General features: G+C 37.9%; 12 protein-coding genes and 2 pseudogenes. 7 read left to right on the top strand and 7 right to left on the bottom strand.

Going from position 1 to position 12,720, the window contains the following annotated elements; genetic code table 11:
- The first annotated feature begins 253 nt into the window (after positions 1-253).
- Both IEU81_RS01655 and IEU81_RS11080 read left to right on the top strand, forming a co-directional pair.
- Complete coding sequence (locus IEU81_RS01655) at positions 254-628, top strand: transposase (RefSeq protein WP_186090005.1); 375 nt, start codon at positions 254-256, stop codon at positions 626-628.
- Between the two features lie 244 nt (positions 629-872).
- Positions 873-1,169, top strand: a complete 297-nt coding sequence (locus IEU81_RS11080) for a transposase (RefSeq protein ID WP_308807831.1) — start codon at positions 873-875, stop codon at positions 1,167-1,169.
- Between the two features lie 221 nt (positions 1,170-1,390).
- On the opposite strand, the gene IEU81_RS01645 is transcribed toward IEU81_RS11080, so the two are convergent.
- Positions 1,391-1,648 (bottom strand): hypothetical protein, encoded by a 258-nt coding sequence (locus tag IEU81_RS01645; RefSeq protein WP_186090003.1) that lies wholly within the window; start codon positions 1,646-1,648, stop codon positions 1,391-1,393.
- Positions 1,649-1,667: 19 nt separating this feature from the next.
- A complete protein-coding gene (locus tag IEU81_RS01640) occupies positions 1,668-2,930 on the bottom strand; it encodes a Y-family DNA polymerase (protein WP_186090002.1) in 1,263 nt (420 codons plus the stop codon).
- A gap of 173 nt (positions 2,931-3,103) precedes the next feature.
- Between IEU81_RS01640 and IEU81_RS01635 the strand changes: the two genes are divergently transcribed.
- On the top strand, positions 3,104-3,199 hold the full coding sequence (locus tag IEU81_RS01635) for a type I toxin-antitoxin system Fst family toxin (RefSeq protein WP_156897220.1): 96 nt from the start codon (positions 3,104-3,106) through the stop codon (positions 3,197-3,199).
- Between the two features lie 249 nt (positions 3,200-3,448).
- On the opposite strand, the gene IEU81_RS01630 is transcribed toward IEU81_RS01635, so the two are convergent.
- From IEU81_RS01630 to IEU81_RS01620, 3 genes are all read right to left on the bottom strand, one after another.
- Positions 3,449-3,637, bottom strand: coding sequence for a helix-turn-helix domain-containing protein (locus IEU81_RS01630; protein WP_186090000.1), 189 nt, complete (start codon positions 3,635-3,637; stop codon positions 3,449-3,451).
- Between the two features lie 49 nt (positions 3,638-3,686).
- Positions 3,687-5,045 (bottom strand): M20/M25/M40 family metallo-hydrolase, encoded by a 1,359-nt coding sequence (locus IEU81_RS01625; protein WP_186089999.1) that lies wholly within the window; start codon positions 5,043-5,045, stop codon positions 3,687-3,689.
- 218 nt (positions 5,046-5,263) lie between these two features.
- Entirely contained in the window at positions 5,264-6,400 is a 1,137-nt protein-coding gene (locus IEU81_RS01620) for a hypothetical protein (protein WP_186089997.1), read from the bottom strand.
- Between the two features lie 311 nt (positions 6,401-6,711).
- Here IEU81_RS01620 and IEU81_RS01615 point away from each other — a divergent pair, with 311 nt between their 5' ends.
- From IEU81_RS01615 to IEU81_RS01605, 3 genes are all read left to right on the top strand, one after another.
- Entirely contained in the window at positions 6,712-7,293 is a 582-nt protein-coding gene (locus tag IEU81_RS01615; protein ID WP_186089995.1) for a DEAD/DEAH box helicase, read from the top strand.
- Positions 7,197-7,940, top strand: a complete 744-nt coding sequence (locus tag IEU81_RS01610) for a helicase-related protein (RefSeq protein WP_186090775.1) — start codon at positions 7,197-7,199, stop codon at positions 7,938-7,940. The genes IEU81_RS01615 and IEU81_RS01610 overlap by 97 nt, the downstream gene beginning before the upstream one ends.
- 339 nt (positions 7,941-8,279) lie before the next feature.
- Entirely contained in the window at positions 8,280-9,323 is a 1,044-nt protein-coding gene (locus tag IEU81_RS01605; RefSeq protein WP_186089993.1) for a hypothetical protein, read from the top strand.
- A gap of 144 nt (positions 9,324-9,467) precedes the next feature.
- Here the strand turns inward: IEU81_RS01605 and IEU81_RS01600 are convergent.
- Both IEU81_RS01600 and IEU81_RS01595 read right to left on the bottom strand, forming a co-directional pair.
- Positions 9,468-10,229: pseudogene (locus IEU81_RS01600) on the bottom strand (glucose 1-dehydrogenase).
- A gap of 144 nt (positions 10,230-10,373) precedes the next feature.
- Positions 10,374-11,095, bottom strand: a pseudogene (locus tag IEU81_RS01595) (SDR family NAD(P)-dependent oxidoreductase).
- A gap of 172 nt (positions 11,096-11,267) precedes the next feature.
- Here IEU81_RS01595 and IEU81_RS01590 point away from each other — a divergent pair.
- Positions 11,268-12,695, top strand: a complete 1,428-nt coding sequence (locus IEU81_RS01590) for an NAD(P)H-binding protein (RefSeq protein ID WP_186089992.1) — start codon at positions 11,268-11,270, stop codon at positions 12,693-12,695.
- Positions 12,696-12,720 lie beyond the last annotated feature (25 nt).

Raw genomic sequence — 12,720 nt, 5'->3', positions numbered from 1 at the left:
TGAAACCACCGCTGTTACTTTAATCGGAGATAATCTTCGCCAATTGTTATTCAATATGAAGCTGAGCAGAATGATATTGAATATTTGCGAGTAAAATCTTTGCCTTTAGGAAATCGGCAATTTAGAATTCTTGGTTTGCCTACATTTTTTGTATGCTTTTCTTATGACATTGAAGGAGGATATCTATGAGAAAAGACGTACGCGAAGGAGTCAGGAAATTTATGAATGATGGTATCAAACCCAGCTGGTACTGATGAGAGACCGCAACAGCTATTCCAAAACCGACACCGACGCAACATTCATGCGCATAAAAGATGATTATATGCAGAACTGCCAACTAAAACCCAGATATAACTTACAAATTGCGACGAATAATCAGTTTGTGTTGGATTACGATATTTATTGGAACACGACCGATACCTGCATCCTCAATCTGTTTTTGCATACAATGCAGCACATATTTCAGCACTTACCGGAATACATTGTCCCCGATGCCGGTTACAAAAGTGAGTCCAACTATGAATGTATCGCTGACAAATATGAGCGTCAGGCATTGATTCCTTACAACACTTACCACAAGGAACAAAAAAAGAAATATGAAGGTGATGAGATGCATCCGAATCATTAGGAATATAATGGCATTGATGATTATTACGTTTACCCAAACAACCGGCGGTTACCTTTTTTTTAAAAAAACGACTCACGTCGACAAGATACCAGCGTGTGTTTAAAATATATGAAGATTGTCAGGATTGTCTGTTGATGGCGTTGTGTAAAACATCTTCACCAGACCAACCGACACAGATTCAAAAAAATATGAACTTGGAGTATTTTAAAGCCCAGAAGGTCGACAACGCTATGCGTAACGTAAAATCGATGTCGAAACGACTTTTAGGAATTTGAAGGCGAATTTGGGGTTCACTGGGATGTCTGTTCGTGGGAATAATCAGGTTCGTAACGAGTTTGGCATTACCTTAATGGCAGTAAACCTTAGAAAACTCGTGGCGCAATCTGTACTTTCTATACTCAAATCAACAAAAAACGAGTTGGAAATCTTAAAATTAAGATTTCCAACCCATTTCTCTTATTTTTCAGGGCTTTTGTCCCAACCCCACCATGTTAAGTGTTATAGAATCATAGATAAGTCATACCGGATGAAGCACGCTTAAAGAGTTCATTCACAAATTAAATTGACTTTGACATTCACTATTTTCTTAAGATAAACAACTTTTTCAAATAATTTATAAATAGGGTGTTCTCTATACTCTTCCCATTTCTCTGCTGACATTTCATTATAGTTTTTGATAGCATATAATCGATTTTCTAATAATACATGGACACTAAATAAAAAACTCCTGACTTTCTGATGTGCACCGGACGCTTCCCCTACCTACATAAACAATATACTCACTAAAAAGATTCCTACGACGTTAACCAGTATTGCAGACAAACTCAATTTCTTCGCTCTGCCTTCGCCGGTTTTCGTAATTAAGAGGATGACCACACTTAAAATCGCGAGACCGATGGCAATATAATACGGCAGACCGATCGGCGACAGGTAAATATTGCCCGCTTCATTGGCGGCGATTGTCGTAATCAGATAGATTAAGTTCAGTATTGATAAACCGAGCACTAATATCCGCATCATATCACTCCTCACCTGTAATCTACCTTTTATGTCCCGCGATTAAACCTTCCCGGAGCTTCAGTGTAGAGGCTTCCGTGCAGCTGATTGCCCGCATAACACTGAGCTGTCCGTATTTCACTTTCAGCGCATCGATCGTCTTCATCAATGCTTCTTCCTTCAGCATCTTATCGACGTCCTGGAACAGTGAAACCTGTTTCTGGCTGTCGGGGATAAAGTTCGTTAACGTGACACTGATGGTCCGGTACAGCGCATACGGGTCTGCGATTTGTTTTAAATGCTGCCAGACGTGTTTAATAATGATGTCCTCGCTGTTCGTGCCTTCTTTAATCGTAAACTGCTTGCGGTATATATGACCGTCTTTTGTGCCGACGGAAAACTGGACGGTACGCACGAGCTGCTTCATGAGCCGCAGCCGGTGTGTCACCTCATCGACATGTTCAAACAGCACGACATACGTTTCACTGAATTTATAGTCGCGCATGAGAATCTGGCTCTTTGCAATCGAAGGCGAATGTACTTTATGCTTTTCGCTGATTTTGCTGAAATCAATACCGTTGGCATGCAGGTGCCAGTCGACTCCGATAATGCCGAAGTCCCGCTTCAAGTGCTCGTGCGGATAGTTGGCTAAATCACCGATATCAAAAATCCCCCGCTGGTTGAGTTTCTTCTCACTCTTCTTGTTAATGCCCCAAAACTTGCTCAAAGGCTTAATATGCCACATCTTCTCCCTGACATGGGCATAGCGCCATTCGGTAATCCCGTCCGGCATATGCTTGGCTTCAAGATCCAGTGCAACCTTGCTGAGCAGCAGATTGTCACCAATTCCGACCGCACATTCGATTAAGGTCGTTTCATAGATTTCGTCCTTTATCTTTTTGGCAAGCTCCCTTGGTGAAGCGGCAAACAGTTTGTAGCTGTGTGTGACATCCATAAAGAACTCATCGACGGAGTACTGATGGAAATCTTCAGGTGCGACGTATTTGAGTGCAATTTCCGTAATACGCATGGAGTAATCCAAATAGATTTTCATGGAAGGATTGATAATGTAAATATCGCTGCGCGCAGGAATCTCAAACAGCCGCGACCCTGTTTTAATACCGAGCTTTTTTAACTCGGGCGTTGCTGCCAGCACGACGGAACCGATACTCTTTGTGTCCCCTACCACAGCGAGCTTGGTTGTCTTCGGATCCAGACCCTTCAGCCTGCATGACACACTGGCAAAGAAACTCTTTAAATCAATGCACAGAATATCGTAGTGCGGACAAACACTGTAGTCATACATGAATATCACCCCTATATAGAACATATGTTCTATATTAGCATATAAGTGCGAAAAATAGCGGAGTTATATTTTAAAATTTCTAAATAAATCGAACGAATGTTCTATTTTTGGTATAATTGAAATATCGCCTATCCATCCCGGGCGAAATATTGACCGGGAGGAGGTGGAGTATTATGTGTACTATTTTTGTATATCTCGTTGGCCCGATTATCGTCGGGTGCATCGTGCAGCTGTTTAGGTACTGGCTTGAACAGCAAAGAAAAGAATAGGCGATAAAACACCAAAAAACCCCCAAGCGCTCAGCCCAGCACTTGGGGGTTTGGTGAAGTAATGTGTACTATTTTTGTTACCTTTAATTTAGCATAATGTGAATCTAATTGCCAGTTTGAGACAATCTTATTGTTTAAAATATAAAATGAAGCCCCAATCTACGACCATAGATTAGGGCTTCGGTGAAAGCAATGGATTTCCTTTTTGTGAGTTAATTATATCATCAGACATTGTACAAATACAAAAATTCAGCCGTTTCTTTTTAAATTATTTCTATCAACTAAATGTTTATCATTTTCATCTGATTTCTCTTTTTCAATCGCTTTCTTGAGAGATTTTTTGAGCGGCGGGTTCTTTTCCATCAGCTGCATTAATCTGGTAGCAGATCCATTAGGGGTAGAACGCCCTATTTCCCATGATTCTATAGTAGTTGTCAAAACCTAATATTATATTCTAAATATCTCGAAAATATCACTTTATTTTAATTTACTCCCTAGACCATTCTCCCAACTCTTTCACCAAATTACACGTGCATTTAATCCCATTCAAAAAGTTTTCTACTTTCAAATTTTCATTGGGTGAATGGTTGTGCTGGTCGAAGTTGGCGTACGGCATAATGATGGATGGCGTGTTTAATATTTCTGTCCACACATAGTCCGGGAGTGAGCCCGGCATGCTCGGCTGGACTAAAGGTACTTTGCCGTAGGCGTGACCCACAGCATCCGTCACTACCTGAACAATCTCAAGTTCCGCCGGTGTTCTGGACGGACGCATGGCGCCTTTATAAGTCACAACCACGTCTGGATTTACTTTCTTCACGTGATCTTCAATTTTCTCAAATACGTATTCCGGGTCCTGGTCCGCCACCAGCCGGATATCCATATTGACAGTCGCACTCGCGGGAATAATTGTTTTTGCATGTTTACCTGTGTAACCGCTCTCTATGCCCGCAATATTAAAAGTCGGTTCCATGGTCAGCTTATGGTAGTAGGACGCCCCGTCCATATCCAAATCTTTATAGCCGATTTTTTCTGCTATATCTGCCTGGTCGTAAGGCAGCTGCTTCAGGAGTTCGATTTCTTTATCGCTCGGCTCGCGTATATGATCGTAAAAACCATCCACCAGCACCTTGCCGTTATCATCACGCATAGTGTTCAGAAGCTCAACCATCTTCCACGCAGGATTCGGCACGATATTGCCCGTATTGCCGGAATGGTTATCAAAATCCGCACCTTTCGCCGTCATTTCAAGCGTCAGCACTCCTCTGACACCGAGCAGAATTAAAGGATTACCGCTGTTGTGGGATGAACCATCCGACGTATAGACTAAATCCGCTTCAAGCAGTTTCTTGTGATTCTCCACAAACTCCGCCAGATGCACACTGCCGAGTTCTTCTTCACCTTCGAAGATAAACTTCACGTTAATGGGAAGCTCGCCGTAGAGCGCCTGATAGGTCTTCAGTCCGAGCAATTGAGCCATCAGCTGACCTTTGTTATCCCCGACACCCCGTGCATATATTCTGCCGTCTCTAATTTCAGGTTCGAAAGGATTCGAATCCCAGAGCTCAAGCGGTTCTGCAGCCTGGACGTCGTAGTGGCCGTAGATCAGCAAGGTGAAGCGGTTTTTATCGTTTAGAATTTCACCGTAAACGACCGGATTGCCGGCCGTTTCGATAATCTCAGTATGAATACCAAGACTTTCCATGTCGACCTTTAATACATTGGCGCAATTTCTAATCTCATCAGTGTCGGCGCTGATACTTTTAATCTTGAGTAAGTTAAACAGCTGGTCCAGGTGATCGTCACAGTGCTGCCGAATAAAATCATCCATCTTTTCAAATGTCATGTCAGTTCCCCTTTTGGATAGAATAGTAGTTGTCACAATATTACTACAATTATATTAGAAATGATAAGATGATGAAAATTAACTGGATGACTTCCAATACACTATAAAAACCCCCAATATCCATAGATTAGGGGTTTTTTATTACTACGTATCATCGGAACTAGTTAAATTCTAGAGTATATCGGGTTACTTATGGTTAAAATAAATAATGTAATAAATCAATCTTTATTCTCTCTTAAACTTTGAGCTATTTGAATAATCAAGTCCTCTTCCATTTTATTAACTTTATTATAGAACTTACCCACTGTAGGCTCACCAATAATTGGTAAGAGCGACTCAATATACTGATCTTGCTCCTTGAGAATGTCTTTATATTCAACTGATGATTTTATTTCTTCTAAATATTTTTCATAATCTTTTTTGTTATTTGTAGATTTATCCTTAATTAAAAATGAATACTTATCATATAAATTTTTCCGTTCTCTATCTAATTGGCTTTGTTGATATTTATCTTGCTTTTTAAAAGCCAAATAATTTTCTTTAAGTTTGTCAACTGGATAATCTTTGTAAGTACCCAATAAAATATAATCTTCTAACAGTACATTAGGTAAATTAAAGGCATACGCTATTTCTGGGTCAACTATTCGAGTTCTTAACCTATTATTTTGTGAAACTGGTACATGAACCTTAGAAAAAACGCCATTGTTATTAAATTGGAATCCTTCAGCTTGTAAAAAAGTTAAAATAGATTGAATCTGTTTTTGAGGATTGTCTTTTTCTTCTTTTAATTTATCAGCACTTGGCAAATGGCTAACAGTACCTTTTGCTTCCCAAAATGAATGAGGTGTATTACTACTGTTTTCAAATATAATAAAATCTGGGGTTTTAATTCTTTTTCTCTCAAGCTTTGCTATCGAATAGCTACCATTACTTTTAAACTGATTAAATAGGTACTGTACAATTGCTTCACCATATGCACCACTTAAAAACCCTTTAAATTCTGGCGAAGCAGCATCTGCAAGATATCGCACTTCTCCATTATTATTAGTGTAGGGATTTGTAACAAAGTTGTTATCAACTAATTGTATAACATCTTGTCCCAAGAACTTTATAGGTGACTCTCTTATATTTACTATAGAATTAATCTCTCTAGCAATATCATTAAATATATTAGTAATATTAGTATCAAGTAACTCTACGGCAAAATTATTTTCAGACAATCTAACAGAATCTTTAAGTTGATGATAATAAACGCATGCATTTAGATAATCTAAATCCCAAGTATGATCGTTTAAAGTCGAAAAATCCATGAAGTTTATTTGACTTTGATCGTGTTCTGAAATATGAACCTCCATTAAATCACTCTCCTATTTTATTGATAAATTTCTTAATCATTCTTTTCTACATAATAATGAGACAACACCTACAAATATAAAACACAACTGAGAGAAATTATATCAACTTCAAAATTATCATATTTTGTAAATTAATTCAAAAATTTTAAATATTTATAATTTATTATTAAAATTACATTAACGCTATTATGAGAGAGGTTTTAGGTAATGAATAACTATTTTAAATCACATTATCAACAGATTAACTTTTTTGATGAAAAAGTTATGCTTAGAAATGCTCAAAAAGGTGCTATTATTTAGTAAGATCACAAATGGCGAATGATTTTAAGGTACTAAAAACTTTAAATAAAATTGGTGCTTTTCCAAAAAAAATGGTTAAACCGAAAATATTTGAAATGTCTTCAAAATTTAAAGACAGTATGATATCTGATATAAAAAATTGTAATGTGACTATAGCTACACCTATATGCGCACTAACATTATCTGAGCATCAAATTAGAGACCAATTTGATCTTATAATAATAGACGAAGCTCATCATGAACCTGCTAAAACATGGAAAGCGGTACTTGAAAATATGAATTTTAGTAAACACCTACTTTTTACAGCTACCCCATTCAGAAGAGATAATAAAAAAATCCAAGCCGATTACATATATGATTATCCATTATCTCTAGCTTATAAAGATAATATTTACAGTAAAGTAGAATATATCGCGGTAGAAGAACACAGTGGAAATAATGATGAGAATTTAGCTAAAACTGCTGAAGAAATTTTTATTCGTGACAAAGAGCAAGGATACAGAAACTCGATTATGATACGTACAAATCTAAAGAAGATGCTAAGTTACTCAAAAATATTTATGATACTCATACAAATCTTTCCCTTGAGGTAGTTGATAGTTCAAAGTCAAGACGACATGTTCAAAGTATTATTCAAAAACTGTTGAAGAAAGACTTAGATGGTGTGATATGCGTAGATATGATGGCTGAAGGTTTTGATTTCCCTAACCTTAAAATAGCAGTAATACATCAGCCTCATCGTTCTCTAGCCTCTACGTTGCAGTTTATAGGACGATTTACAAGGATATCAGATGAAAAACTAGGATCCGCTAAGTTTATAGCAGTTAATAATGAAGAATTATTAATTGAGAATATCAACTTATATAGAGAAGATGCTGTGTGGAATAATATTATAGTCAATTTATCAGAGAAGAGAATTGAAGAGGAAGTATCAAATCAACAATTTATAGAAGCCTTCGAACTCAACGATAATTTAGAAAACGAGTTTAATCTTTATTCCATAAACTTAAACTATCATGCAAAAGTTTTTAGAACTCCATATTTTAATATTGAGGCGAGTATAGAAATATCTGGTTACAACCTATTTAAAAGTTATATTTATCGTGATATAAATACGAGCGTTCTCATCTTTCAGAAACACGAAAAACCAAGGTGGACAAATAATGATTCAAATATTTTCAACTCTAATTATGAGTGTATAATTGCACAATACGATGAGCAGCACAACTTTATATATTAATTCTAGCCTTAAAAGCGAACAATTATATAAGTATATGTGCAACCAATTTTGTGGTGAAAACGTTGCAAAAAACTTAAATTAAAAGAGATTCATAAAGTACTTTCAGGATATAATAACTTCGAATTTTTTAATGCAGGACTAGCTAATAATAAAGGTGATGGCGAGTCTTACAAAATTAGTAGTGGATCCGATGTTAGCACGACCTTCAATGCCACCACTGGAGAGCTCTATTCACCAGGACATGTATTTTGTAAGGTCAAAGAAAAAGAGTTTAGTGAAACTATTGGTTACAGTTCGTCATCAAAAATTTGGTCTAATACTTATGGCGGGATAAAAGAATTGGTCGATTGGTTTTCTAAAAATTCTAAAAAGCTTTCTTTAGATAAAGATTTTTTAACTGAAACTTCTTATGACTATTTGCCTCTCCCTGAATATCCTGAGAGCATTTTTATGTGTAAACTAAATCAAAAAACATATGAAAGAAATCATACTCTCTCTTCATACCCTGGGTATAATATTACTGATATATCCTTCAGCATTTTCAAAGTACATACTGAACAATTAGAAATCTTAGCTGAATTTGAAAACTTAAAAAGTGTAATTTCCATTGATTTAGAAGGTTCTTATTCTTCTCTGAGGGATTCAGATAATATAAAAGTAAAAGTTGCTCACCAAAATTTATCTTTAGCAGACTATCTAAATGAATTTCCATTAATTTTTTACACAAGTAATTTAAAGATGATTAGTCAGGAACAAATAACACAGGGATATAAAGATATCACACCCTATGATAAAAAACATATAATCCCAATAGATTGGGAAAGCTACAAAACAAATATTAGGAAAGAATTCTACTCTAAAAAAGACAAACGAAATACCAACCTACTTTCTATACATGAGGCATTAGAGTTATACCTTAAAGATTATAGTACAAACTATGATTATATATTTTATGATCATGGTACCGGTGAAATGGCTGACTATATTACTTTAAAGAAAAATGAAAAGCTAATAGAAGTCCAATTAGTACATGTTAAAAGCGCTTCTTCTCTTACTAGTAAAAATAATAATGCCGGAGATATTTATGAGGTAGTCGGTCAGTGTATCAAATCTATTAATTGGATTAAGAATTCATACGTTTTAGAGAAAAAAATTAAAGATAGAAATAAAAAAAATTACGCAGAAGTCATAAAAGGTGATTTAAATAATTTAAATCAATACCTCAATGATAATATACCTATTCGTGGAAAATTAGTAGCTTGTCAACCGTCTCTGACAAATTCTAAAGAATTACCACAGAAAATTGGAGAAATTCTATCAGCAGTTGAAACTAAAGTTAAAGATTCATTAGTAGTTAATGCTTTTGAGGTATGGGGAAGTTAAAATTTAAAATATACACTGCAAATTACTTAAAGTATATGAGAGACAACTCTTTTTAAATCGGTAATACCGTTAAATAGTTCGATAAACTTATTTAAAAAAGCCATCTGAAGTATTCCCAATAGCTTGTGAAACTATATTTATCTATTAATATGCACTCCAGCCAAAGTCAGCTGCAATTGTGACGCCGTTAATATAAGCGGATTCATCGGACGCAGGAAAGAGCGCGATATTGGCGATTTCTTCTGTAGTGCCCGCCTTGGTCATCATATTGACACCGCGTGTCGCGACTTCCATACCAAAGGTGTCGATGTTCGACATATTCGTTGTCAGCGGTGTAGGCACATGTGCAGGTCTGATAGCGTTGCAACGGATGTTGTCCGGTCCATATTGTGACGCGACGTTTTTTGTCATACCGATCACCGCATGTTTGGATGCAGTATAAGCCAATCCCCCGCGGCAGCCTGTTAAACCGGAGATTGATGCCATATTAATAATATTTCCTTGACCTTTCTCTTGGAAAATCGGCAGTACTTTACGCGTAGCCCGCATGACACTTGTTACGTTGATATTCATAACCCGTTCCCACACATCATCGGTAACGTTGCTTGCAGCGAGCATATTATCTGAAATTCCTGCATTGTTTACCAAAACATCGACTGTCCCGAAGGCTTCGACTGTCTGATCAATCATTGACGCGATATTATCTTCAACGGTCACATCTACCTTAATTCAAATGGCTTCAGCACCCATTTCTTTCAGCTGGCTGACGGTCTGGTCCATACCCTCTTCATTAAAATCAGCAACGACAATTTTTGCGCCTTCTCTTGCGTAAGTTAAAGCAATTTGTCTGCCGATGCCCGAACCGCTTCCTGTAATGACAGCAACCTTATCTGTTAATCTTCCCATGTCTCCCTCTCCTCATTCCCAATAATAAATACAAATTATATTTTGATAGTCTTTCTATCATATTTAATCACTACAGAAATTACCCGTCAAGTAAATACGAAAAGACCTCCAATCCAGTGTTCTGAATCGGAGGCTTATATTCAATTAATGTGCTGTTTGTCCGCCATCGACAGTGAATGTCTGTGCATTAGCAAATTTAGCTGAGTCAGAGCATAAGAATAAAACCATATCCGCAATATCTTCTGGCTGGGCTGCAGTATTCATTGGGTTGCCGCCTGTCATTTGCGCCCATTTTTCCGGGTCGTCTTTCCAAGCTTGAGTCATTTCTGTTTCTGTAAGACCTGGAGCAAGTGCATTAACACGAATGCCTTCTTTGGCATGGTCAAATCCTGCTGATTTAGTTAAACCGATTACTGCGTGTTTTGCTGCAATGTACGGCGTCATCTCAGGGTCTGCAACCATTCCTGCAACGGATGCCGTGTTGACGATAGAACCGCCGCCTTTTTTCTCATATAATCAATCTCATATTTAGTCGTTAAGAATACACCTTTAGCATCAACAGCCATGACTGTATCGTAATCCTCTACAGGAATATCGGAAAATTTATAGGATTTTTTTAAGACGCCTGCGTTATTAAATGCATGATCTAAACCGCCGTAGGTATCCACTGCTGTCTTAAAGAGGTTTTGAACATCCTTTGGCTTTGTGACGTCGGCTTTAACGAAAATGCCTTTGCCGCCAATATCTTCAATTAATTTCACTGTGTCTTTTGCACGTTCATCAATATCACCGATGACAACATTCGCACCGCTTTCTCCAAATCCTTTTGCTGTTGATTTTCCAACATCACCTGTAGCACCCGTAATTATAACAGTCTTTTATGTAAAATCGTATTTAACCCTTGATAATCACTCCTCCTTCTATTCATCAATTTTACAAACAAAGCAGTTTATATTCCGCTGCACATTTCACTCTATAAAGACTGTTTTTTATAAGTACGGGTATAAGTATAAGATATTAAGTTTAAGGAGTGAGAAGATGAAAATCTTGTTAACCGGGGCATCGGGCTACATCGGCGGCAATTTACTAGAGAGTCTGAAAGATGATCACGAGATTGTTGCCATTTCAAGGAATACAAAAAATAAAGAAGATGAACAGAATGTAACCTGGAAAGAAGCGGACTTATATTCTCAGATCGATATAGAAAATGTTATGGAAGATATTGATATCGCGATATATTTAGTCCACTCTATGCAGCCGTCTTCCAAACTCTCCCAGGCGAAGTTTAAGGATATGGACGCCATCCTCGCAGATAATTTTGCATGGGCAGCGAAACGTAAAGGTGTGAAGCGGATTATCTACTTAAGCGGGATTATACCCGATGACGATAAGTTGTCAGAACACTTATCCAGCCGGCTCGAGTGCGAAAAAATTCTCGGTTCCTACGGGATTCCGGTATCCACTTTAAGAGCGGGTCTCATTGTCGGACCAAAAGGGTCATCTTTCCCGATACTGTATAACCTCGTTAAACGGCTGCCCGCTTTAGTATTGCCAGCATGGGCATATAACCGGACGCATCCGGTTGCTTTAAAAGATGTGATTACAGGCTTATCGAAAGTCGTAAAACGTCAGCCGAAAGCAAATGAGTCCATCGATATCGGCGGGCCAAAAGAGAAAACTTACAAAGAATTATTCCAGGAGACAGCGGAAGTTGTAGGTAAAAAACTGCCGATGATGGATTTGCCGATTATACCCATCTTCCTGTCGAAGTTATGGGTACGGCTGATTGCCCAGAAACCAAAAGAAATGGTCTATCCGTTACTGGAGAGTCTGTCGCACAATATGGTCATGAGCAAAAAGAATTATGTCGAAGGGATTTCGAATGCGCCGACAACCTTTAAAGAAAGTGTTCAAATTGCGCTTGACGGTGAAATGGATCAGAATACCCCGTCTGCTCCGGAGTTTGTGAGTAGAATAGATCTTGAAAAAAATGATGTGAAATCCGTCCAGCGTATACGCATACCGGAACAGTGGTCCATCGATGATACAGCGGACTATTACGTCAACTGGCTGTCGAGAATCGGCGGTAAGTTCATTACCACACAGGTCCAGAATGCTGAAACATCCATTACCCTGCCCTTCTTTAACAATCCGATTCTGATACTGGAACGCTCGGAAGAACGATCGTATGAAGACCGGATTCTCTACTATATTAAAGGCGGCAGGTTTTCTCAGGAAAGAAAAGACGGACGGGCGCGCCTGGAGTTCAGAAGAATTCTTGATACAAACGAAGTGCTGGTCGCGATTCATGAATATGAACCGACCCTGCCGTGGTTTGTCTATACGCTGACCCAGGCGAAAGTCCATCTTTTAGTCATGCGCGCCTTCGGCTTTGAAACGGCCATACTTGCGAATACTTTAGATTCCAAATATGCGAAATACGCTTCCAGTCCGACGTCGAATTAATATTGGACTGATGATGAGTCTGGTC

Source organism: Jeotgalicoccus aerolatus (genome assembly GCF_014635205.1).
Lineage (GTDB): Bacteria > Bacillota > Bacilli > Staphylococcales > Salinicoccaceae > Jeotgalicoccus > Jeotgalicoccus aerolatus.
Note: the sequence above shows the minus strand (reverse complement) of the source record. Positions and strands in the feature narration are given on the sequence as shown.